Raw genomic sequence first — 25,160 nt, forward strand, 5'->3', positions numbered from 1 at the left:
TACGCGACAGGATCCGTGAGTGGAAGTGGGAACAGTATCGGGGGACTTGTCGGAAACAATATTAATAGCAGCGTAACGGCCTCGTACTGGAATACCCAGACCACCGGTCAGTCCCAGTCGGGAGGTGAAGCGACTGCCCTCACGACGGCCAATATGACCGGCGAGGCGGCCGAGAGCAATATGTCCGCACTCGCCTTCGGTGACGTTTGGGAGACACAGCCGGACGATTATCCGGTCCTCGCGTGGCAGTTGCCACAGCAGGGAGGCGAGGACGGAGCACCGGGACCGGATCTGGTTGTGGACGGAGAAGCCGACGGTGACGACGAGTACGCGACGATTCAGAACGGTATCGACAACGCGAGCGAGGGTGACATCGTCGAGGTACGTCCCGGCACGTACGAGGAACCCATAGATGTAAGCAAGAATATCTCCCTGATCGCTCCGGGGGGCGCCAACATCACGAACAGCTCCGCCGTCCCAGCGGCGTACGGGACGGCCGAATCCCAGCAGGGGCTCCAGATAGAGGGTCCAGCCACGCCACAGATCGCCGGATTCAGGCTGATAAACTGGACCGTGGGTGTCGACGCCACCTCCTCGGAAGGGGACTGGACCGTCCTCGACACGCAGGTTCGAGGAGCCGAAGACGGAATCGTCGCGGAGAACGCCAGCGGTGCGTGGGCGATCGAGCGGTCGCTCATCGCGGATTCGGCGTCCGAGGGTGTCGAGGCATCTAACACGACTGGTGAGTGGACGATCAGATTTACCGAGATCGTCGATGCGCGACGGGCAGTCGAAGCGACTAGCACGACCGGAGCCTGGGAGATTCGCTGGTCGGCCTTGGTTAACAGTTCGGAGGTCACGATCGACGCACGGGGAGCCGAGATCGAGGGGAATGCGACCAGAAACTGGTGGGGAGACCCCGACGGTCCCGGAGATAATGACATCGCAGGCAACGTTTCGGTTGCGGAGCCCTTGCCCGTCCCACCGACCACGATCCTCGGCACGCTCTCGGCGGAGAGTGGTGCGTCGCTTGCCGGCGATTCCGTGGTCGCCTACACCGACCTCGACGGCGAAGAGACCGAGGTGTTCGACGCTGGGGTGGCTGCGAACGGCGAATTCCGAATCGATACGGATCGCCCCGGCGTCAGCTACACGCTCGCCTACGCAGACGACGACTTCGGTGAGGAGCGAAACGGTGTCCCTGACCTCTATGCGATCGGGAAAACGATAGCGCCGGAGCACGTCGATCCGGAACTCCCGACGGCGCACAACGTCTCGATTCGGGTGATCGACCAGTACGGGAACCCGATCGAGAACGCGGATCTCGCGATCGAACACCGGAACGGCGGCGCGGTTATAACGGACGGCGAACGGGATGCGACAGACGAGAACGGATACCTCTCGGTTGACGGCGAGACGACCTTCGAGTTCGTCGGCAACCTCACCGTCGGAGCCGCGTTCAGCGGCGTCAACGGCTCCACGAACGTCCAGGTCGACAGCGACCAAACGATCACCGTCGAACTGTCCGGTGCCACAGTAAACGGGACGATCAACACCAGTACGGGGTCACCGGAGGGTGATCTGGTCGGAGCCTTCAACGTCACCGACGACGGCGTTGAGGGGGTCGACACGACCGTCGGCGCGGACGGCAGCTTCGAACTCGGCGGCCTATCTTCCGACGAGGAGTACACACTGGTGTTCGGCGACGACGACGCCGGTGACGTCTCGAACGACGTCCCGGACATCTATGCGGTCCAGCGCGTCTCTCCGGCCGCGGGGACTACGGATGTCGGTGAAATCGATATTCCGGAGGCCCACAACGTCTCTGTCCGCGTCGTGGACCGGACCGGGGAAGGAATCCAGGGTGCAGACGTCGCGATCACGCACAAGAACGGTGACGCCATCGTCGAAGACGGCGAGCGCAACGCGACCAACGAGAGCGGATATTTCTCCTCGACGGACTCCGCTCCGCTTGAGCTCGCGGGCAACGTGACTGTCTGGGCGAACTACAACGGCGTAAACAACTCGACGAGCTTGCGGGTCAACAAGACGACGGGGGATCGCAGTGTCGTCATTGAGTTGACTCGGCCGGACGTCTCCGGAACACTCAACGCCACCGGCTCGGTGGCTGGCGATACAGTCAGCATCTTCCGCCTCACCGAGGAGGACGAGATCGAGAGCTTCGAGACGACGGTCGGGACCGGCGGGAACTTCACAATCAGCGGCGGTTCCGCAGATGCGAGCTATACGCTGGCGTTCGGTGACAACGAAACCGGCGGCGTTCTGAACGGCGTACCGGACCTCTATGCGATACGGCGCGTCTCGCCGCCCGTCGATCTCGGTGAAGTCCCGATTCCGGATGCGCACAACGTCTCCATTCAGGTCGTTGGCCCGAACGGCGAACCCGTCGAGAATGCGGACGGTACGATCACACACACGAACGGCGATGCTATAATCGAAGAGGGGAGGCGCGACGCGACGAACGAAACCGGGTACGTCACTGTCGGTGGAGACACGACGTTCGAGTTCGCCGGGGACATCACGGCCTACGCGCAATTCAGAGGCGTCAGTAGTACGACGAACGCGACTGTCACCAGCGATCGCACCGGAAGCGATCGGGTCATCGTCGAACTCCCCGGCGTCGAGGTAAACGGGACCGTCACCGACGCCGACGGCGACGGAGTGCCAAACAGCTCAGTCGTCTACGACGGGGCCGAAGACGGCGATGAGGCGTTCCGGAGGCAGGCGGTCACCGACGAGAACGGAGTCTACCGGACACAGCTCTTACCGAATGGCTACGAGGTACAGTTCCGCCAGCAGAGTGAGAACATCACGTTCCCCATCGACGGCGTCCCGGATATCTACGGCGTCGGTGAGATCCCCGTCGAGGACGGTATGCCGAACGACATCTCGCTCCCCCGCGGCAACCGGCTGCAGATTCAGGTAACGAACGGAACGGCACCGCTTGCGAATTCGACCGTCGAGATCGTCCATCTGAACCCGAACGGAGGCGCAAGTGGGGTCGAGGCACGGACGAACGAGACTGGCTGGGTCCATCTTGGCGGGACATCCGGCGTCGAAGTCGACGGAACCATCGAGGTCGAACTGTGGTCCAAGAATTACTACGCCGATAGATCACTAACCGTAGATTCGGATGACACTATCGTCCTCGAAGCTCAAGAGTTGATCAACGTCACTGGCAACGTGACCAACGCCAGCGGCGGTCCCGTGACCGACGGCGAAGTGTTCGCTCGCGCGACCGACGGATCGATGTCAACCGACGCACCGATCGAGAATGGAGAGTACGAGCTCGCCCTCGTACCGAACACGACATACGAACTCGGATTCCGACAGGACGGTGAGGGTACCGAAGGCGACTTCCCAACGGACGGGGCGCCGGACATCGAATCGCTCACCGTAGTCGAGACCAGCTCGGAGGATGAACGGCTGCCGGAACAGCAACTCGGCGTCGGACATCCGTACAACATCACGGTGAAGAACCCGGACGGAACGAATGCGTCCGGCGTCCCCGTGTACGTGTCTGACAACGATGTCGAGGAGGACTTCGCACTCGGAATAGGAGGAGAAACGAACGAAAACGGCTCGTTCCTCCTGTACGGCACCAAAGAACCCGGGATCGAACTGAACGGCTCGATAGACGTCTACGTCGACCTCCCCGAGGAGTCCGGTCTCGCGGACGCGAACCGCCAGGACATCGTCGTCGACGAACCGGGGAGCATCACGATACAGCTTGATCCGGCGGTAACCGTGAGCGGAACCGTCCGCCAGCCGGACGGAGTGACGCCCGCGGCCGACGAGCGAATCCAGGTGAACGCGGCAGAGGAAGGCCGTCGTGCCGGCGATACGGTCCGAACAAACGAGTCCGGATTCTTCGATGCGCAAGTCCCAGCGGAAGGGGCGTACCACGTCGGGTTCGTGCAAGCAGAAGAAGGGACTGCGGCGCGACCACCTTATCCAGAGGATGGCGTGCCGGACTTCTACGCCATCGGCACCGTGACGAGCGACGAGGAGGCCGACCTCGGATCCGTCACGCTGCCCGAACCACACAACCTCACCGTGAATATCGTCGATCCGAACGGCGAATTGGTCGAGAACGCGACGGTCAGGCTCTGGAGCACTGCGAACGACGCCTACCAGTGGGGCGGCGAGACGGCCGTTGTGGACGGTTCTCTCACCGTCGAGGTCAACGGCTCTGTCGGCATCCAGGGCATAGCTCCCAGCGGTGTGGACCTTCGAAGCGAGTACGTACAAACCGAAGTGACGGAGGACGACACCGTTAACGTCACGCTTGACCCGAACGTGACCGTCTCCGGCTCCGTGGACTACGCGAACGGTAAGAACGCCACGGGATACAGAATGGGGCTATTCGGCGATGGCGGCGACTCTCGCCTCACCGACGAGAACGGCTCCTTCGAGCTGGTCCCTCGACCGAACCGGACCTACGCGCTCGGATTCAAACAGACCGACGGCGAAGGTGACAGAGTGAACTTCCGAAAGGACGGTCGCCCCGACCTCCACGCGTTCCGTACCGTCGAAATCGGTGACGAGGACCGGAACGTTGGCGACCTGACGCTTCCCGAGGGCCATCTGGTGAACATCACCGTCGAGAACGCGGATGGCGACCCCGTTCCCAACGCGGTCGTCGATCTCAACGCTATCTCGGGATTCGCCGGGCCGTACCATCCCGGAACGACGAGAGGTGACGGCGAAGTCGTCCTCAACGGAAGCGGGGCACCCGGCATCGAAGTGAACGGCACGCTCCGCGTTCAGGTCCGTCAGACCGGACCGTATGCGTCGAACACCTCGATATACCAAATCAACGACGACCGAGAGGTTACGGTCGTCCTCAAAGATCGGGTCAACGTGAGCGGGCGACTCGTCAACGAGTCCGGGGCGGCACTGACGGATTTCGATGTCGTCGCTAGCGACTCCAGCGGGCTCTCCAGCTCGGCCTCCGATCGATCGAACGAGACCGGTAACTTCTCCATTCCGGTCGGAGCGAACGGAACCTACAGTATCACTGCTGGCCAGCGGAACACAGAAACGGATACGATCGGCATCCGCGACGGCGTGACTGATCTATACGAACTCGCGGTCGTCGAAACCGGTCCGAGCGACGTCATCATCGACAGACAGACTGTTCCACCCGCGGCGGGGATACTCAACGTTACCGTTGAGAACGAGTCCGGTATTCCGGTGGAGGACGCGGTGGTCTCCATCGTCCCCAATCAGTCCGGAGCCGCGGACGTCAGCAGCGTGCAGTTAGCCAGACCGACGGACGAAGACGGATACTTCGTCGTCGGGGGCGAGCGCGGGTTCGAGGCCGCGGGTGAGTACGTGGTTCGCGTCTCCCCGCCGGACTCTGAGGCGTTCGTCAATGACGTCAACGTGACGACGGTGAACGTTACCGATGGTGACAAAAATGTCAACATAGTGTTGAACGAGACCGACACTGCCGAACCGGAACCGCAGGCAGACATCGTCATCGAGAGTGCGAGCCTCCAAGAAGGTGAAATCGACGCTGGGGACGATATCGTCGTTGATGTCACGCTCAAAAACCGGGGTGAGGTTCAGGGGGACGCGAACATCTCCCTGAGTTCCGAGGAAGGACTAATCTCAGCCTCGGACTCTGTCACTGTCCCAGCAAGGGACAATGTCACCCGAGAGCTTCGGACAACAGTTGAAACTCCCGGTGTGTACGGTCTGACCGTTTCCGTTGACGGCGACAGCGCGCCGGTCGGATCGGTGAATGTCACGGAACTGCCTGAGCCGGCGAAGGTCACCCTCGTTGACGCGAGCGTATCGCCGAACGTAACCACTGCCGAAGAGAGTTTCGTGGTGAATGCGACGGTTCGGAATACTGGTGATGTGGAAGGGAACATCACGCTTGAAGTCGACTTCGAAGATGGACCTTCCGTACCTGTTGAAATCAACGTTTCCGGTGGCTCCAACCGAACGAAATCTCTGACAACCTTCACATACACAAGTCCAGGAACTTACAACATCACAGTCAAAAATCAGAGCAGCGGACGCTCAGTTAGCCGAACTGTCCTAGTCAACGAACAGACCGAAACGGGAACGGGTGCGCCCGGGTTCGGGTTCGTTCCGGCGATCGGAGCACTGCTCGGGGTGATATTCGTTCTCCGGCGGCACTGAGATACCGGTGTCTCGGCCTGGGTTGTCACTCTCGCGACCCGGAACGCTGTTTTATCAGCGCTTGACCCGCCTGTTCGGTTTGTTGAGCACGAACACTCCCGCTTTCCAAGGAGTACGTCAGTCGCAGGGACTGATCGTCGGTTGCATATCGGAGTCTACGGCGCTATGACCCGGATCTATGATCTCCCAGATTTGGGAGTTCCCGGTGTGTATCAGTTACTATTGCAGCGACTACGGCTCAGCGGGGAGTAGTGTCTACAGTACGGGAACGGAGCCAGCGATACAGCCACTGAATACCTGGCGTTCCGTGCAGCAGCCACAGAACGGCAACGCCGACCGCCAACAATCCCTGATAGACCACCATCGGTAATGCGCCGGCTACCACGCTATCGACTGTCACCGAAGACAGGGAGTCAAGCAGCCGGATCCAGTGGCCCGCGAAGCTCTCAGTCGGATATTCCGGCGACGGCAACACCGGCCACAGCAGGAACGTCGCCATCTCGAACCGTCCCGCCAGCAGGGCACCGTAACTGTCGGCGAGTAGATGCGAGCCGTACCCGACCGCGAACGCCTGCCACTGCTCGGCCGAGCGGGCCACGCGCCACGCGAGGAGACACAGCGGTATGGCGAACAACAGCGAATGGGCGAGCGAGCGCCCTGTCGGAAGCACCTGAAACGAATACGCCAGCGGCTTATCGATCAGATCAGGCAACTGCGTCGCGACCGCAAGAATGACTGTTGCAACATCCCCGGGTACCTCCCGGTCCGCGAGATACGTGAACAGCGCATACAACAGATATCCGACAGCGGCGTGTCCCCAGGGCCACATCACCTCCTTCTGAACGGTCCCGACGTATCAGCCTACCGACCCAATCGGAACTAAATGATCGATGAACGTCGATTACCGCAGTCGGGACAGTAACGCGACGGCGACGATACCCAGCACGAACATCCCACCATCCGGTAACACCGGCGTGTTCACCGGTGTGGAACTCCCGGCTTCGGAGCCGGGCGAAGCCGAAGTCGTGGGTTGCGACGACGCCGTCGGTGCACGTGTCGGATCCTCATCCACGTTGGACTCGGCTGTCGTGATCGGAGATGTTGTCGATGTCACCGCTTGTGTCGAATTCGGACTGGTTATTCTCGTCGTCGTTGCGGGACTCATCGTGGCTGTTGTAGCACTCGCCGTAGTTTGGGTCCCGGCTGCCGGCGCACCCGGTTCCTGGGTGGCCCCAGAGCCGCTCGTCGTAGTCGACGGCGTCTGCGTTTGTGTCGCTGTCGGGGTCTCTGTCGGAGTCTCCGTTGCGGTCGATTCGACGACCGAGACCTGATACGTATTGACGCCGATCAGTTCCTGGTACCCGTACACGGTGTTGTCCCGCTGGATGCCCGTATAGAGACGGTAGTCACCGGGCGACAGCGGATCGACATCGATCTTAGCCGTGTAGTTGAGGTCAGACGTGCGTGTCGCTTCGGTGGTGAGTGACGTCGAGTCGTTGCCGAGCGTGACCTCGACGCTGGCCGGCGGTTCCTCGACCTCGCCGCTCACCCGATCGAGACTGAATTCGATGGTGAGCGTCGAATCGACAGCCGTCTCGTTTGGCGTCGTGTGCGAAACGGTGTAGCCGTAGATCACTAACGGTTTGATCGCTAATATCTCGTCCGCGTTGCTTTCGGGCGTGATGACGATCGCGTACGTTCCGGGATCGTATCGGCTAAGCGAGAATTGTACGTTCCCGTCCTCCTCCGGATACCTGCTCGCTCTGAGGTACTCTTGGCTGTCGAAGAGTCGAACGGCATAGGAAGTTCCCCCGGGACCGGACGTTGAGACGTCGACCGTGTCGCCTTCTGCGTATCGGCCGGCAACTGACACGGTGAACTCTCCCGAATCGGTATCGAGGGTGCGCTCCGGAATGTCGACCTCCTCACCGAGCGTGATCTCGTAGTCGTCGGACTGCCCCGCCACTGGTGCAACACTCACACAGACGATGAGTAGCACGGCAAAGCAGACGCGAGTGGAGGGCATCGAGTATGCACAAACCTCCGGCCACGCGTGGTAAGTGTTTTTCCATACTGGCAGTTCGGATTACGATCAGCGTACTGCACGGGAGCCCCGGTCATCGAACGCTCAGCGACCCGCAGCGAGCAATCGCTGGGGCATCGTGTATGCGATCACGATCCCGACGCCAAGCGCACTCACCGCGGCGAGCGTGATCGCCCCCAACAGCGTTGCACCGACCGCAAACGGCGACAGCGGGACCGACAGGCGAACGCCGAACACGACGAGGAAGTCCGCTTCCACGAGGCCCCGAAGGAGGGCCGCCGCGAGACCAAAGGCTACCAGAGCCGCTGGCACCGCAACCCGGAGCGCGTCGGCGAACAGGAGCCAGAGAATCCGCCACGGTCCGGCGCCGGTCGCGCGGTAGATCCCGATCTCCCGCCGACTCGCGTGGACGGCGTAGGCGAACGTCGCCGTCGTTCCTCCGACGGTGCTGAGCCCGGCGAGTCCGACGATGACCAAAAACAGCACCTGGACGTTCCCGAACACGTTCTCGATGGCGCGGCCGACGGCGGTCCCCGACGAGTACTCGCCTTGGCTCGCCAACGTCGCAGCGATCCGCTCGTCACCCGTGACTTCGTAGGTCGTCGTGGCGAGCACCGTGCCATTCGAGACTACTCTGAGGTCGTAGGTCCCGGGAGTGAGGCGGCGGTCGAGCCCGGTTTCGGCGGCCGACAGCGTGATGCGCGTGACGTTGCCACCGGCCATCTCGACGGTCCGGGTCTCGACAGTCGATGGCGTCACGAGCGAGACGTTCCGCACGAAGAACGTCCCCCAGGGGTTCCCGAGTTGGATCTCGACGATCGGATCGGTCAGCCGGGTACCCGTACTCGGCTGGACGTCGATTCGCCCCGTCAGTTCTCGTGGAGTGCCGCGTTCAACGACCAGTGTGTGTGTCGCTGTCTCGTACCCCTCCTTCTCGACGGTGAGCGTGTATTCGCCTTCTGTCGTCGGAACGCGTATCGGGGCGACGCCCTCCCCGGTCGTCTGTGCCTGTCGGTCGCCGAGGGTCACGGTTGCCTCTGCGACCCCGGTGCCGTTCGGCGTCGCGGCCGGCACGACCAACGTGGTCCCCGGTGGCGCCCGATCAGGGTACTCCTGTGGAACGACGAACGCCCGGGTCGTGTAGACATCGAGCGAGCGAGTCACTCCGTCTGCGGCGATGGTGTACGTTCCCGCTTCCAACGAGGAGAACGTCACATCGGTCCGGGTGACGCCGCCGGCCGGGACCGCGACTGTGACGTTCCGTGTCCGGTTTCCGATTCGGACACTCACGGTGCGGCTGGCGCGCTCGTCGCCCAAGTTCCGGGTTGTGACGGAGACCGTGTAGTCGCTGCCGGCCTGTATCGACCCCGCTCCCGAGATCCCGGTCACCACGAGCCCGCCGGATTCCCGTGTGAGAGCGCCGAACGAATCGGTCGTCCCGTTGGTCCGAATGAGATGTACCTCACCCGTCCCGGTGGCGAGCTCTTGGGCCGTCCCGAGCGGCACGACGAGCTGGTCGTCGGTGATGCCTTCGCCAGCGTATTTCCCGACGATCTGCACTCGTCGGACGCCGGGCGTGACGCTCCCGCCGACCGTGATCGTCTCGCCGACATCGAGCCCAAGAGTAGCCGCGAGACCGCGACCGATCACCGCCTGATCGGTGGCACGTGGCGGGTGGCCGGTAGTCAGGCGCGCTCCAGAGACAGACGTGAACGCAGTAAAGTTCGCCCCCCTGATGAGATACGGCTCCCCGTCGAGTGTTTGGGCGTACAGGACCTCGGGGCTCGCCGTGATGTTCTGCGAGCGGAGCACGCCTGCGTAGTCCTCGCTCAGACGACTGTTCAGCGGGTGGGGAGCGCCGCTCTCGACGACAGTGCCGCTCGAAGTGGTCGCCAGGGGCGCGATGGCGCCACCGATCGCGGATATCAAGAGCACGATCAGGACGAACACTGCGAGTGTCGCCGTCGTGGGAATCAACGCCCGCCACGTGACGAACGTCGGCCGCACCAGGCCCGCCAGCCCCGCGGGAACCCGCGACTCAGTGTCTCGCGGCCGTTCCGTGCCGCTGAGCGCGGCCGGATCACGGCGGATCACCGGAATCGACGCCAGCCCGCCGGCGAGCAGCCCCATTCCCAACAGGAAGCTGCTGATCAGGAGCACGAAGCGGACGATCTCCGGGGTGATGACCGTACTGAGTGTGACCGGAAGCCCGGCGTACGTGGCCGCGTTGATCACCGCGTTCGTGGCGATGAGCCCGACGGCGAACCCCAGCGATACGCCGGTCCCCGTGATCACGGCGACGCGCGCTTCCAGGAGTCCGAACAGCCGATACGGCGAGATGCCAGTCGCACGAGCTACCTGGATCTCCCGACGGCGATCGCGGAGTGACATCCGAGTGACGTTGTAGACGATGATCAACACGAGGAGGCCGCTGCCGACGACCGCCAGCGAGAGGGTTCGGACGATCTGTCCGACCCCGCGAAGCAGGAAGGGAAGCGCGGCGATCAGCGGCACCCCGTCGAGTCGCCACATCGGCGCCCCGCCATCTTGGGCCGCGTCACCCGTGTCGACCACCAGTGCGTGCGTCTCTCCGAGCGACGTGACCGTCTTGGCCGTGCCGAGATACCACTCCGAAGCGAAGAGGCGGCTGTCAGTCGAATGAGGCGACACCCGCACCGTCGTCGTGCCGACTTCCTGTCGGGTCGGCTGCGGGACCGGTCCGTACAGTCCCTCCTCGGGCGGCTGTGGGACCGCTGCCGACTCCCAGGCGACTGAGGCCGACTCGATCCGTTCGGGTGCATCGGGAGGAACTCCTAAGACACGGTGTCCGCTCTCGCCGTCGACCGAAACCCGTGCGAGCGGGAAGACGAGATCATCGTCACCTGTCGTCGTCCGCGCGGTCTCGTACGACTCGTAATAGGTGGCCGACGCGGAACTCCCGAGGTCGTCTTCGAGCGTCGCGGTGTACGATCCGACAGTGAGCAACAGGATGCCAGAGCCGACGAGAAACGCGGCCGTAACGGTGATGACTGCGACGCTCAGCCACTCCCGGCGCGACCACGACCCGAGCAGCGTGGATTCGAACCGCATTTCAACTCCCGATGAGACTCATTCCGGCACCGAGTAGTCGATCTCGCCGGTGTCCTCCACGAGACGCCCATCTCGAAGCAGGACTGTCTCGTCGAACCGATGTGCCAATCCCCGGTCGTGGCTGATCAACACGAGTGCCGTCTCAGTCTGTGCCTGCACCTCGAAGAGGAGATCCAACACGCGCTCTGCGGTGTTCGGATCGAGCTGTCCCGTCGGCTCGTCGGCCAGCACTACCGCCGGTCGGTTCGCCAGCGCTCTAGCAATGGCGACCCGTTGTTTCTCGCCGCCACTGAGGGTCGCCGGGTACTGCCCGGCGAGGTCCTGAATGTCGAGTGCGTCGAAGAGCTCCTGCAGCCACTCCTCGTCGCGGCTGCCCGTGTGGTCCTGTGGGAGCGCCGCGTTGTCCCACGCTGAAAGGTCCGGGATCAGCTGAAAGTCCTGGAAGACGAAGCCGATCGTATCCCGGCGCACGACCGCGCGTTTCCGCTCCGGGAGTTCGCTTGCATCCTCGCCGCGGACGTACAACGACCCACTCGTCGGCGTTGTCAGCAGTCCGAGGACGTTGAAAAGCGTCGTTTTGCCGGCCCCGCTCGCCCCGCGAACGAGGAGCGAAACGTCCGAATCGACGGCGATCGACACCGCATCCAGGATCCGGGTGCCGCCCCGGTCGACGGTGAGATCTTCGCCGCGGAGGACTGGGCCTGCCATCGTGTGCCTGGGTTGTCGGGTCCGGTATGTATATTATTTGCTCCGGTCGTGCGATCGGTGCGACGCATTCCGTTTGGACCAGTGATTCCGGTTCCTTGCCGCGAGCGAAGCATACCTGCGGGTCAGCAGCCGGTCGCGTTCGATCGCGGCAGCGACACGGTGACCGGATCGAGCCCGTTCGCCGCGTATACGACGTTCCGTGACGCCGTCCACTCTTCGTATTGGTCGGGAGAGACCGTCTCGGGATCGCTCGGGAACAGGTGCGCCCCGGTCGTCGTCCACGAGCGCTGTGAGACGACGGGACAGCGCGGTGACGGACCACCAGAAAGCCAACTCGCCGTCGGCGTGACCGTCACGTTCGCCCCGAAGGCGTGCCCGCCGACCCGACTGAGCGAGTGATCGGTCGTCCACGTCCCCGAGTAACCGTCCCCGAGGAACGCGACGCCCTCGTACTCCGAGTTCAGCGTCGTGCTCGGTGTGGAGCCGGTATCCATATTGACGAACGCCAGCGGGGCCGTCGCGACGGTTGCAGTGACCACCACGACAACGACGGCGACTCCGAGACCGCGGCGGATCCGACTCCGGTCTTTGGTCGCAAGGAGACGTGCCAGAGTCACTCCCGCGACGGCGACGACCGGAAAGTGGAGGAACGTTTGTGCGCGCATCGCGGTCGCGAAGTACTCCGCGGTGAGCGACGCAGTGAGACTGAATCCGATGATCACGGCCGGTGCGAGGAACAGCGCCAGGAGAATTGTGCCACCGTCGTCGTCCGCGACAAGATCGAGCGATGTCGCGGCTGCCAGCGCGACGAACACCAGTAGCGCGACGAGCGCGAGGACGACGCGAGGCGTACTCGCCGTCCCCGGGAAGATCGGCGTGACGGCGTTGAGACCCACGACGAGGAAGAAACAGCCGATGACTCCGAGGTAGGCTCCCCGGCGGATCCGGAGGCTGGTGTGTTGAAGCCAGACGATCCCGATGACCAGGACGATCGCCCACGCGACGAACAGCCCCGGATATGCCGTGACCCGATCGATGTAGGGTACCGCGAGCGACAGCGACGTTTCGGCCGTTCGGTAGTACACCGCGATGTACGTCCAGAACCCACCCGCGATCACGACGCCGCCGGCGAGCGATCGCAGTGAGAGCCGCCGAGAGACGTGGCGGGCGGTCAGGCCCGTGACCACCAGGCCGACCACCAGCGACGTGAAGGTATGGAGGAGCGGAAACACGCCGAGGAGGAGCGCGGTGATCCCGTACCAACGCGGCCGGCCGGTCCGATAGGCGTATTGCAGCGAGACGGCGACGATGAGGAGAAACAGAATCCCCACGAGGTCTGAGTCGGGGACGGTCGTCCGGCGAAGGAACAGGCCCTCGACGGCCAGGAGTCCGGCGACCACGAGCGCGACCAGTGATGGATTCACGGAGACCGATGCCGAGTCCCGGACTGCGCGGCACGCGATGACGACCCCGACGAGACAGATCCCGGTTCCGATCACCGTCGCCGCCGGCTGAGTCACGCGGAGCGCAGTCGTATCGAAGACCACTCCCGCGACTGCGAAGACCATCGTAAAGAAGAGGTTGTCCGCCCGCCCGGTGAGCCGGAGCGTTCCAGAGTCGATCGCCGTCTGTGCGCTGGCGGCGTAGTTGAAGCCGTCCAGCGTCGAGGGATACTGACTCCAGTAGAGCGGGCCTGCCCGGAAGACCAATGCGACTCCGAGAAGTGCAACGAGGGCGATGCCGGCCTGTCGTCGTCGACTGCTCATTCGCTATCGCCCCGTTCATCAGACACTGGTATATGTCTGTCCACCAGCAGCCTCGCCGGTGGGGCTCGGACCGTCCGAACGGTCGCCAACAGCGCACTGACGACCGTCACTCCGAGCCCGATGCTGATCGCCCCCACGACGACCGCCGGACTGAGTATCGGATCGAGGGCCAACCCGAACACGCGGAGTTCGCCCATCGACAAGAGGCCCCGGACGATACCGAATCCGAGCCCTATGGAAACGACGCTGGCCGCCGCGCCGATTTTGAGCGCGTCGGTGAAGACCGCAGTGAAGACGTCCGCGGGGGTCGCCCCCGTCGCACGCCGGATGCCGATCTCGTTTTTCGACGTGTGTACGGCCCGGGTGAGTGCCGCCGTCGTGCTCCCGACAGTCATCACGGCGAGCAGCGACACGATTGCAAGGACGAGCGCCTCGATGTTCCCGAATGCCAGCTGGATTGCCCGTGTGATCCCGCTGCCGCCTGTGTACCGACCGCTGCTGGCCAGCGCCGCACCCAGCCGTTCGTCACCCTGAACTGCGTACGTCGTCGACACTTGCTGCGCCTCACCGACCGTCGCCGTGACCGTGTACGTGCCGGGCGGGCGGCGCGGGAGTGTGAAGCCGATCTCTGTCGACCCACCGGATGGGAGGGTGAGATTCCGCGTCCGATCGCCCCCCGGCGCCTCGATGACTACCGACGACTGGAGATCGGTCTCCCACGGATTCGACAACCGTACCGTCGCGTCCGGTCGCGTGAAAATGCTCGGTGCGTCCGGAGTGATTGACAGCGAGAGCGTCGGTCGCCTGGTGGCGTTCGTCGTCACCGACACTGTCATCGCGGTGCGATCCCCGCCGGCGTCCGCGATCACCCGTGCGTCTCCGCTCGTCCCGAACCGGACTCGCGTGGTACCCCCACCGCCCGTCGTCGCCGTCTCCGCACCCACCGACAGCGTTGCGTTCGGGACCGGCTCGCCGCCGCGCCGGACCACGAACTGCGGCGTGCTGTTCACCGGGACTGTCGTCGGCCCCTGGATCCTCAGCCCCGTAGCCGCCACGCCGTCACCCGTCGAACCGGACTCACCGAGGGACGCCCGCACGTCGATATTGCCGACTTCGAGCTCGTAGGTCTCGCCAGTCTGGAGGTCGAACGGCACGAACTGTTGGCCCGACCGTCGGCTCGCGAGCGTGATCGAGGTCGTCCGTGTCGTCCCGTTCACCGTGACGTCGACTGCCCGCGTCGTTTCACTCAATCCGAGGTTCGTCGCTGTCAGGACGACACCGGGTTGGCCGTCCTGTCTCGCGAGGCCCGCATCCGTCACGACGATCGTCGAGGCGGTCTCGGAATCGACGCTGAGCCCTCGCGTCCGGATGAGGTGCACTGAATCCGCCGGCCTGTTTGCGAGGTCTCGGGCTGTTTGGAGACCGACGAGCAGCTGATCGTCCTGAATGCCCCGACCGGCGAACGTCCCCGTGATTTCGATCCGGGCAACGGCCGGCGTCGTGCTCCCGCCGATGACCATCGTGTCGCCGACCCGCAATCCGGTCGCACGCGCGAGATCGGTTCCGATCAACGCTTCCTCCGGAGTCTGAGGCATCGTTCCGGCCTGCAGTTCGATCCCCGAAAAGGACCGATACGCGGAGAAGTTCACGCCGCGGGCCACGATCGGGTCCCCGCGATACACCTCGAAGAGGAGGATTTCGGGACTCGCCTCGGCGCCCTGCGCGCGGAGGGCGTCGGCATACGAAACTGGGACGTTACTGGCGACGGGGTGCGGCGTCCCCGGCTGAGTGATCGTTTGTCCGTCGGCGGCGGCCAGCGGGCCGAACGCACCGGCCACCGACGTTAGCACGAGCAGTGCACACATAAAGACGGTCAGCGTTGCGGCTGTCGGAACGAGTGTGCTCCACTGCAGCAGCCGAGTCCCGATCAACCGCCGAAAACCCGAGAGCGGCCCGTCAGCGGTACCGGAACCGCCCGTTCGGCCGCGATCGGGTCGCGGGTCGGTCGCGGTCGTGGTATAGGCCGCACCGATCCCCGAAAGGCCGCCGATCACTAAGAACAACCCTCCAGCGGGGACGAGGACCCGGAGTACCCGGGAGGTGAGTCGGATATCCAGCGACGTTGGGAGGCCGTAGGACAGAGCCACGTTCACGACTCCCCGAACGAAGATGAGCCCGAACCCGTATCCGATCGCGAGGCCGATTGCGGTGAGTACGAGCGCGCGAAGCCCGTAGATCCCGACAATCTGTCGCGGCGTTGCGCCCGTCGCCCGGAGAACCTCGATGTCGGGCCGACGTTCCCGAACGCTGATCCGGACCACACTGAACGCGGTCACACCCACCAACAGCCCGCCGCCGATAGTCGCCAACTGGAGTACGTTTATCAGTTCGAGAGAGCCGTACACGAAAAACAGCAGGGCGGAGAGCAGCGGCGTTCGCGGGGTCGGTACCGAGCGGATCGTGTACGACTCGGTGTCGGCGAGCTCCCGGGCGGTCGCCGGGTGGGTCACGTACCACGAATCGGGAAGTAGCGGGTGGGAGGACCGCGACTGCACCGAGAGCGTGTCGGATCCCGAAAACACCGAGTGATCGGTCGCCGTCGCGGCAGCGACCGTCCCCCGCTGTGCCGTCGGAAACCCGATCCGCTGACCGCGAACAGTAATGTTCGGCGCGTTCGGGTCGATACCGACAACCGTCGCTCGCTCGCCGCCTCCAGTGACCGTCCCGAGCGTGAACTGGACGGCTCCCGGCGAGGATGTTCCGTCACCGCCGCCCCCGGCGAGTTCGTACGTGGTCTCGAACTCTGCCGCGATAGCCGTCGTCTGGTCTCCGAGTGCGACGCCGAGGACGGCTGCCCCGACCAGGAATGCAACGGTCAGCGCGATGACTACGACTGCCAGCGTGTCCCGCCGTGCCCAGCCGAACGAGAGTGCTCGTCGATACCCCATTAGGTGTCCCGAAATCGATTCGACGTCCGCGACCGGCGCTCCGAGGCGGTCCGGTTCGATTCCTCACGACCCACGTGTTTTCTCACACGTCGACTGGAACGGGTGGACGGATCCGTCATTGCTCCGTCGTGACGTTGATCCAGAGGTGGACTTCCCGGTACGAGTTGTCGGCCGTTGGTGTCGGCGGGGCGGAGTCTTTGTACAACAGGTAGGTGAGTCGGAGTCGCTCCCCGCTCATCGTCGGTGTCACCGAGTCCCGCGTCTGCCAGGTGGTGTTCGCCGCGACGGTCGGTGAGTAGCGGTTCAGTTCGTCCCGCTCGCGGACGATTGTCGTGTTGTTTTGCACCTCGACCCGCTGGAGTTGCGACACCAGCGTGTACTGGACAGTCTCGTGTTCGTGATTCCCAATCCCGACGATCATCGACCGTGTCTCCCCCTGCGTGAACTCAGTCGGATAGTCGTCAGCGACGAGTTCGCCCGATTCGTCCTCCGTTAGCAGGTACAACTCGGTGAACGCCTCGCCCTGTGCGGGCACTGCGACTGCGTAACCGACGCTGCCGACCGCCAGCAGAATGCTCACGACGAGGATGACGTTGAGTCCCGCATCCGCACGCGAGTCCGGGTGGAACAGTTCCTGTCGCACACCGGTGAGCCACGCTTCGTAGGGTACGTGAAACCGTTCGGACTCTGCGAGTTGCGCGCGTCGACGCACGGCGATTGCGGTCAGTACGACCGTGACGCCGGTCACCGACACGAGAATCGGCACCAGTCGGATTCCCCACGGGGTGAAGTTCAGCACGAGCCCGATCAGCGGGACGATCGCGATGCTCAGCCCAAACGACAGCGCGACGCGTTCGATGCCGTCGATCCCCTCACGACCGTCCGCTTCGTCGCTGCCAGTGCCATCTTCAGGGGATTCCCTGGCCTCCGGAAACAGGGCGGCGACAAGTGCGTACCCGGGGATAAACAGGACGTACGGGAGACCCAACAGGACGCGAAGCGGGGTCTCTCGGACCCCTGGGACGGTCGCCGCCACCGTCGTCGCAACCGCGAGCACGACGACCGCCGCCAGGTCCGCAGGGAGCGTACGGACGGACGCTGGAAGGAGCAACCGCCAGTCCGAATCCCGACTCATGAATGTTCCTCAGATGAGAGTTCACAAAAATTGGTCGGTCTGTGAAAGGAGCCGCTTCGCGGTTTCGAGAGCCGCAGTCGCCTCATCAGCTCCGACCGTATCCGGCGCGTACGCAGCCCGTTCGTACGCCGTCGTGAGCCCGAGGACGGACTCGCCCACTTGTTCCCCGCCAGACGACTGCAGCCGGTCGAGCAGCTCCCAGTGAGTCAGGCCCGGCAGCAGTTCGTATGTGTCAACGAGTTCGGCCCGAACCGCCTCGTAGATCGTGATGACGGCCTCGTCGGTCCGCCCTTCGTCCAGAAGCGCCTCAGCGTCGTCGATCACCGGCGGCTCGCCCTCAGTGATCTCGGCGTCTTCCGCCGCTGTCGAGGACCCGCCCGGTGCTTCGTCCGCCTCGTCGCGGCCTCCGTCTGACTGTTCGGTGTCGGCCCCGAGCGCCCCGAGCACGCCGCCGGGAAACCGCGCGAGGACATCGGTCGGCCGAACGCCGAACGCCCTGGCTGCAACGAGGACACCGCCAACGAACAGCGCGACGATCCCGACAACTGCGCCGGCCCATTCGGGAGAGACCGCCCCCGGCCCGGAACTACCACCACTACCACCTGGGCCCTCAGTCTGCGCACCAGTCGCTGCGGTCTCCTCGTCGGGGACAGCGATGCGGAGACGCTCTGTCGTTGGCGCCAAATTCCCTCCCGACGGTCGGTACGCCGCGGTGATAGTGACGTTTCCGGTTCGATTCGCAAGATCGAGAGCCGCCGTCGCCGCACCGGTTTCGTCTGTTGTGACAGTGCGGCGAGTGCCGTCGGCGACAGTAAGTTGCAGTGTCTCGCCGGACACCTCACGACCGCTTTCGGTGGCGAGTCCCACCGTGATCCGCGCTCGGTCCGACGTCACATCGGTGGCACGGAGCGTGATGTTCGTCGACGACGACTCGATAGTGACCGCTCTCGTCTCTGTCGTCTGCTCGATCGCTCGATCGCGAAGCCCCACCCTGATCGTGACCGTCTGTGCTCCGTCACTCACAGCAGGTGTCACGCCGACACCCGCGTTGTACTCGCCCTCGGAATCGGTCCGAACCCGCGTCGCAGTGCCGGCGAAGGCGATCCGCAGGGGCACGTTCGGAACCGCACGGCCGGCTGCTCGGAGTTGTCCTTCTGCACGAACCGTCTCTCCGTACACCGCCGTTGTTTCGGAGAGGGTAGCCGAGAGTTCCGACGGTGTCCCGCTGACGTTCACGTTCACCGCCGCTTCAGACCGTTCGTACAGCGAACTCGGCGCCGGCCGGTATGCGATCGTAAGCGATTCAGTCGCTTGCGGCAGCAGTGTCGGTCGATACACGAGGTCGAATCGGCCATCGGCGTCCGTCCGAACCGTGTAGGTCCGCGTCCCGACCACGATCCTCACCGACCGGGTCGCGATCGCGGAGTCGTTCGCGCGCAACTGTCCGCTGATTCGGACGGGACCGTCGAACGCGATCGCTGATCGATTGGCGCTCACAGTGAGCGATGTAGCGACGAACTCCCGTTGACGAACGGTCGCAGCGATCGACGTCGCGTTCTCTGCCACTTCCCGTGTGTTTCTGATTGCCGGCCCGAAATTGATCCCTGTACTCGCTTCGAGTCGCTCGAACTGCTCGGTCAGCGTCCCCCCGGTTTCGTTGACTCGCGTTGCGGTCTCTGAGAGTTCCCGTGCCAACTCCCGCGCTCGCTCCCTGTCGCCGTTCTCCCGGGCCTCCGAGTACGCCTGTCTGGTTTCGCTGAACTCCTGTACTGCGTCGCGGTACTCCTCGTGGGTCTGTTGGGTCTCGTTGAACTGCCTGCCCCGGCGGTCGTCGCCGGTCCCGTCGGTGTCCCGAGCGGTCGTGATGTAATTCGAGACCCACTCCGGATACTCTTCGTCGAGGCGAGAACACGCGATCTCTTCAGATACGCTCGTCCGTTGTGAACAGTTGATGAGCGTCTCAGCCATCCGCCCAGTGAGCCAGTTCTGTACTGCGTCGAGCTCACCTTCTTCATCACTGTCCTCGGGATTCGTATGTTGGATCGTAGAGTTGTTTGCCGTCTGTTGGGTTGGCGGCATCGCCACCCCCGTGCTGCCACCGAGTGACAACCGTTGTAACCGTTCGGTATCGGCTGGAGAATCTACCGGCTGAGCCCCAGTCGCCGTCACGGATGGCACGACAGCCACGAGTAAGAGCGCAGCGATTGCGACCCGCGCCCACCCCCCGGTCAACACCACGGATACGGATACAGGAACGGCGGGCAGTAAAACGTCTTTCGCATATCACGTCAATCGGATGATGAAGGGGTACTGTTTTAACGTTCGCTTCGAACCGGTCAGCACAGATGCGGCCGACACCACGGTTCTGGGCGGCGATCGGCGTGGCTGGAGTTCTCGCTCTGTTCGGCCTCGCTCTCGCTACGCCGGGTCTCATCGCGGCTGCCGCCATCTTGACCGGTGCCCTCATCGGCTGCCAGGCTCGCTTTGCCGCAGATCTTGGGACCCTCCCGGAAGCACTCACTATCAATCAGTCGCTGTCTCGCAGGCGTGCTCCAACGGATGAACCCGTCGTCTTGACTCTCAGCGCCGAACTTGCGGCCCCGACGGCTCTGATGGTGACAATCGATGCTCACGTCCCACTTGCTGTCGACGAAACCGACGACTCCGACAGCTCGGTCACACCCACCGCAGATGGGCCGTCACACGCCCGCGTCCGGTTCTCCGTCCCAACGGCCGGCACGACCACGTTCGATCCACCACTCGTCACCGTCGGATCCGCATACGGGCTCTTCGTCGAAACGTTCGAGCACGACGACTCCGCGCTCCAGTTGGACGTTGAACCGCGCGCGCCGCGTCGGATGCACATCGGCCAAGGTGGCGAGCGCATCTCCGCCGGATTCGGTGAACACAGTTCGGATCAGCGCGGTCCCGGGCTGGAACCCGCGGAAATCCGCCAGTACCAACACGGAGACGACATCGGGCGGATCGACTGGAAGGCTACCGCGCGGCTGAACCACCCGTATATCCGCGACTTCGAGGTCCCATCGGCCAGACAGACCACGCTCATCCTGGATCATCGCACGACGACTGCTGTCGGAGCCGCTGGGGAGACAAAACTGGACTACCTCAAGGAACTCGGACTCGCGTACGTCAACAGTGCCGACGCGCTTGGCGACCCGGTGGGCCTCTACACCGTCGGCGACGATGGCGCGACGAACGTCTTCCCGCCGAAAGCCGGCGAATCCCAACACCAACTCGTGCGCTCTCGGATCAGGAGTCTCGAACCCACAGACGGCTCCAGTGATGAGACAGAACGGTCCGTGCGGAATCCGCTCGCAGGGCGGGAGGCACCCATCATCGCAGACGACGGGACACAGTTCACCGCGACACTGCGACCGTATTACCGGTCGCCGAACGAGTATACGGCCCGGTTCAGTTCTCGATCGCTCTTTGCGACCGTCAGGCAATACGTCGATCGTCTCCAGGGCTCACTCTATGCGGTCGTTTTCACCGACGACACCGAACGCGCCGAACTCTACGAGACGGTCAAAGCGCTCCGACGGCGCGAGGGAGCGGTGCTCGTCTTTATTACCCCGACTGTCTTTTTCGAGTCGACGCTAGCGGATGTCGAGGCGGCATACGCCGACTACGAGGAGTTCGAATCCTTCCGCAAGCGCCTGAACCGACTCACTGGTGTCTCGGCGTTCGAGGTCGCGCCACAAGACAGACTGGAGGGTCTCCTCCGTGCACGAGACACCCGCCAACGGACCTCGACGTCTGAGGGGACGTACAATGGGTGACGGCCGTCTCTCTTTCGACCGGCTATCGCCAAGGAGTGGCCCGATTCTACGAGTCGGTATTCTCGCACTGCTCTCTGTCGGACTGACGGTTTCCAGCGGTTTCGTCGGGACTCTCGTCGCGATCTCGGTCGGGTTCGGCTGGTGGCTCGCCCCCGGATATTTTGTTTTCGGGTTCGGACAGATCGCGTTCGCCGCGACCCAGACTGGACTCGGTGGCATCGGCGGTCTCCTCGCACAGATTGCCCTCTGGGCGCTTCTTGTCGTCAGTCTGGTCCAAGCACCGTCGCCGCTCCGCGTGCGGGCTATCCGTGATGTAACCGTTGGATCGTTGGTCGCTGTTGCCGTCGCTTGGATCGCTGTCAGTCTGCTCGGGCCGCTCTGGCAGACCGCCATCGTTGTCGTCGGTCTGAGTGCAGGCTGTTTTTATGCTATCCACAGATATCAGCTGGTACGTATGGGACTGGTGGGTGAGGCGAGGTGACCGCCGAGACAGATCCGGACCGGCGATCGGAGGAACCGACGGACGCTCGGGACGAAGACCGACTCCGCGGACGGATCGCCGTCGTTGAAGAGGAAAACCGACGCCTCCGTCAGGAGTATCTCAGAGCCCGCCAGTCTCAGTACCGTCGCTCTGCCATCGGAATGGCGTTCGTCGGCGCGGTGGCACTCGTCGGCGCGGCGGTCCTCCCCGCACTGCGACGCACGCTGTTGATTCTAGCGGCCACCGGTGGATTCGGCGGCGTGCTCCTGTACTTCCTGACCCCAGACCAGCTCGTTCCGGCCTCTGTCGGAGAGGCGGCTTATACCGCTTATCGATCTCACGCCACTGCGCTACGGGACGAACTCGGCTTACAAGAACAGTCGATCTACGTCCCGCTTGATCGCACCGACGAGACCGATGCGGGGGTTCGCCTGTTCGTCCCTCAGACTACCGATTGGGAACTCCCCAACGAACGGTCCCTCCAAGCGACCTTTGTCTCACCGAATCAGGAGCGACGGCGCGGCGTTGCCTTCACCCCAGCCGCACATCAACTGTGGACCGCGTTCGTTCGAGGGACTTCTCTCATCAACGACAGTCCGGACCGACTGGCGTCCCAACTTGCGGAAGCCGCCGTCGAACAGTTCGAACTCGCGCGTACCGCTGACGCCGAGGCCGACGAACCGGCACGCCGGGTATCGATCGTCGTCGAAGACGTCTCCTACGGTGTCCCCACACACTTCGATCACCCGCTGGTGTCGTTCCTCGCCGTCGGACTAGCCCGCGGCCTCGACACCAGTGTTGAGGTCCCGTCCGTCGACGCGGTCGACACTGGCCATCGGATCACCTTCCGGTACGAACAGGCCGCCGCTCACTCGGAATCCGAATCGGCGTCCGACGCGGAGTCCGACGAGGCTGACCGGGACTCCGGGTCCGTATCCGACGGATCCGAAGCCGAGACCTGATCGTCGGTTTCGTCGATTTTGCCGCCGTCACCCACCGCAGTCGATTTGGCTGGTGACGCGTCCGGACTCGTCGGTGTCGTCGTCTCGAGAATCTCTTCGATGATCGTTTCCGGTTCGACCTCGCCGATCTCTGCGTCCGTACTCAATACGAGCCGGTGTGCGAGCGCTGGCACAGCCAGCGACTTGACGTCGTCCGGGATCGTGTACGCTCGTCCCTCGATGGCGGCGTTCGCTTTCGCGGCTCGGAGCAACTGGAGGCCACCACGGGGCGACACGCCGTGGCTCACCTCCGGCATCGTCCGGGACTGGTCGACGATGTCGAGGATGTAGTCTCGCACGGCGTCGGCCAAGTGGACGTCGCTGACAATCTCCTGTGCCGCGTGTATCTCTCCTTGCGAAACGACTTGTTCGAGGTCCTGGGGCCCTAAGTTCGGTGCAGAGTTGAACCGATCGAGGATTTCGGCCTCGCCGCTCCGTTTCGGAATCCCAAGGTTGATTTTGAGTTGGAAACGATCCCGCTGTGCTTCCGGTAGCCCGAACGTGCCTTCCATCTCGATCGGGTTCTGGGTCGCGATCAGAATGAACGGTAACGGGAGTTCCAGCGTCTCGCCTTCGATCGTGACCTGCCGCTCCTGCATCGCTTCGAGCAGTGCACTCTGGGTCTTCGGTGTCGCGCGGTTGATCTCGTCGGCGATGACAACGTTGGCGAACACGGGGCCCCGTTCCAGCTCGAAGGTCCCGGTGTTTTCCCGATAGACTTTCGTTCCGGTGACGTCGGCCGGGAGCAGATCCGGTGTCATCTGGATCCGTCGTGCGTTAAGTCCGGTGACGCGGGCGAATGCTTCCGCCAGCGTGGTTTTCGCGACGCCCGGGACACCTTCGAGCAGCACGTGACCCCTGGTTAGCAGAGAGATAGTCAGGTGTTTGAGTGCGGTATCCTGCCCGATGAGGAGCTTCGAGGCCTCCGACTGCAACTCGTCGTAGAGGCGGGCCGGATCAGTCATCGTCGTCCCTTTTATGTTGGTCAGGGATAACTCCTGCTATCAGCCGTTTGACGTCCGCGGTATCCCATTCTGGGTGTTCAGCCCCAAGATACGCCAGGATCACATCCTGATCGGCGTCGACTGTGATCTCGTCACTGTCGAACACCGAACTGACCACGCGGCGATGTGTCGTCGCCAGACCAACGCCTCCCAAGGCCAGAGTGCCGAGGGCGACCTGGGCAAGCGGCGACGATCGCAGCCAGAACAGCCACGCGAACAACGGCGGGACACGCTCCGCGTGGCTGTCGTCGACGACAGCCCGATCGTACTCTTCGAGTACAGCGCCGATGAACTGTCGGTTCCCGGAGCGATCGGACATCGCGTTGATGAACAGAGACGGATCACTCACGACGAGTACCGTGCCCTCGCCTACCGACTCGCGGGTCACTACCGGGCGTGATTCGAGGGATTCCTGGTCGTCGAGTGCATAATTGCGGTTCGTATCTAGATAGGAGAACTCCGAACTGTTCGCGAGAATCGTCGTTCCGTTCGCCCGAATTGCTGTGCCGTGGTTAAGCGTGAGCGTCTGTTCGGGCCCGATGAGCGTGGAGTTGTTCGTTCCCGACGCGAGAGTGATGTTCGGTGTGCGGTAGTACCGGCGTTCGTCGCGAAGGAGCCGGCCGTCAATTCGGCTCCGCGCGCCCACCCCCCGCAGCAGGCTCGTCGTCTGACTCCCGAAGTCCTCGGCGACGAGCAGCGTCCCGCCTTCATCGACGTACTGTCGGATCTGTGTTTGTTCGGCCTCGGTGTAGGCCCGATCGGGCGAGAGCACGATGACGATGCTGTCTTCGGAACGTTCGTACGCCGAGTCGACGGTCGTCGCCACGGATAGTTCCGTCTCGCCGGTTGCTGCGATCTCTTCGAGATTCGTCGATCCGTCCCAGGCGGCGTTGTAGGCGCTGAACGCTGCTGTGCTCGTGGCCACTCCCGCTCCGAGCGAAAGGAGAACGAGCAGCGCCAGTCCGACGACGGCGTATCTCGCGTATCGGGCGGTCGAATCCCCCAT

14 protein-coding genes are annotated in these 25,160 nt (G+C 63.6%); 4 read left to right on the forward strand and 10 right to left on the reverse strand.

Annotated elements, in window-relative coordinates; genetic code table 11:
• Positions 1 to 153 precede the first annotated feature (153 nt).
• Entirely contained in the window at positions 154 to 6,177 is a 6,024-nt protein-coding gene (locus BLU74_RS07530; protein ID WP_089766662.1) for a hypothetical protein, read from the forward strand.
• Between the two features lie 238 nt (positions 6,178 to 6,415).
• On the opposite strand, the gene BLU74_RS07535 is transcribed toward BLU74_RS07530, so the two are convergent.
• The 8 genes from BLU74_RS07535 to BLU74_RS07570 all read right to left on the reverse strand — a co-directional run bounded on the left by BLU74_RS07535 (position 6,416) and on the right by BLU74_RS07570 (position 19,947).
• Positions 6,416 to 7,006, reverse strand: a complete 591-nt coding sequence (locus BLU74_RS07535; RefSeq protein WP_089766663.1) for a metal-dependent hydrolase — start codon at positions 7,004 to 7,006, stop codon at positions 6,416 to 6,418.
• Between the two features lie 72 nt (positions 7,007 to 7,078).
• Positions 7,079 to 8,203 carry a RodZ family helix-turn-helix domain-containing protein gene (locus BLU74_RS07540; protein ID WP_139175680.1) on the reverse strand — a complete coding sequence of 375 codons (1,125 nt, stop codon included), beginning with the start codon at positions 8,201 to 8,203 and terminating at the stop codon, positions 7,079 to 7,081.
• Between the two features lie 102 nt (positions 8,204 to 8,305).
• Positions 8,306 to 11,311, reverse strand: a complete 3,006-nt coding sequence (locus BLU74_RS07545; protein WP_089766665.1) for an FtsX-like permease family protein — start codon at positions 11,309 to 11,311, stop codon at positions 8,306 to 8,308.
• Between the two features lie 18 nt (positions 11,312 to 11,329).
• Positions 11,330 to 12,019 (reverse strand): ABC transporter ATP-binding protein, encoded by a 690-nt coding sequence (locus tag BLU74_RS07550; protein ID WP_089766666.1) that lies wholly within the window; start codon positions 12,017 to 12,019, stop codon positions 11,330 to 11,332.
• 122 nt (positions 12,020 to 12,141) lie between these two features.
• Complete coding sequence (locus BLU74_RS07555; protein ID WP_089766667.1) at positions 12,142 to 13,785, reverse strand: hypothetical protein; 1,644 nt, start codon at positions 13,783 to 13,785, stop codon at positions 12,142 to 12,144.
• Positions 13,782 to 16,733 carry an ABC transporter permease gene (locus BLU74_RS07560; protein ID WP_089766668.1) on the reverse strand — a complete coding sequence of 984 codons (2,952 nt, stop codon included), beginning with the start codon at positions 16,731 to 16,733 and terminating at the stop codon, positions 13,782 to 13,784. Before BLU74_RS07560 ends, BLU74_RS07555 begins: the two co-directional genes overlap by 4 nt.
• A gap of 115 nt (positions 16,734 to 16,848) precedes the next feature.
• Entirely contained in the window at positions 16,849 to 17,868 is a 1,020-nt protein-coding gene (locus BLU74_RS07565; protein ID WP_089766669.1) for a DUF1616 domain-containing protein, read from the reverse strand.
• A gap of 21 nt (positions 17,869 to 17,889) precedes the next feature.
• On the reverse strand, positions 17,890 to 19,947 hold the full coding sequence (locus BLU74_RS07570) for a hypothetical protein (protein WP_089766670.1): 2,058 nt from the start codon (positions 19,945 to 19,947) through the stop codon (positions 17,890 to 17,892).
• Between the two features lie 266 nt (positions 19,948 to 20,213).
• Between BLU74_RS07570 and BLU74_RS07575 the strand changes: the two genes are divergently transcribed.
• The 3 genes from BLU74_RS07575 to BLU74_RS07585 are packed head-to-tail and all read left to right on the forward strand — an operon-like array spanning position 20,214 to position 23,111.
• Positions 20,214 to 21,668 carry a DUF58 domain-containing protein gene (locus BLU74_RS07575; RefSeq protein ID WP_089766671.1) on the forward strand — a complete coding sequence of 485 codons (1,455 nt, stop codon included), beginning with the start codon at positions 20,214 to 20,216 and terminating at the stop codon, positions 21,666 to 21,668.
• Complete coding sequence (locus BLU74_RS07580) at positions 21,661 to 22,149, forward strand: DUF8163 family membrane protein (RefSeq protein ID WP_089766672.1); 489 nt, start codon at positions 21,661 to 21,663, stop codon at positions 22,147 to 22,149. Before BLU74_RS07575 ends, BLU74_RS07580 begins: the two co-directional genes overlap by 8 nt.
• Positions 22,146 to 23,111 carry a DUF7982 domain-containing protein gene (locus BLU74_RS07585; RefSeq protein WP_089766673.1) on the forward strand — a complete coding sequence of 322 codons (966 nt, stop codon included), beginning with the start codon at positions 22,146 to 22,148 and terminating at the stop codon, positions 23,109 to 23,111. The genes BLU74_RS07580 and BLU74_RS07585 overlap by 4 nt, the downstream gene beginning before the upstream one ends.
• Here BLU74_RS07585 and BLU74_RS07590 read toward each other — a convergent pair.
• On the reverse strand, positions 23,018 to 24,115 hold the full coding sequence (locus BLU74_RS07590) for an AAA family ATPase (RefSeq protein ID WP_089766674.1): 1,098 nt from the start codon (positions 24,113 to 24,115) through the stop codon (positions 23,018 to 23,020). The two genes, BLU74_RS07585 and BLU74_RS07590, sit on opposite strands and share 94 nt — an antisense overlap.
• Positions 24,108 to 25,160: a DUF4350 domain-containing protein gene (locus BLU74_RS07595; protein WP_089766675.1), complete on the reverse strand. Its 1,053-nt coding sequence runs from the start codon at positions 25,158 to 25,160 to the stop codon at positions 24,108 to 24,110. The genes BLU74_RS07590 and BLU74_RS07595 overlap by 8 nt, the downstream gene beginning before the upstream one ends.

The organism is Halobellus clavatus (genome assembly GCF_900107195.1).
In the GTDB taxonomy this organism is placed as follows: domain Archaea; phylum Halobacteriota; class Halobacteria; order Halobacteriales; family Haloferacaceae; genus Haloquadratum; species Haloquadratum clavatum.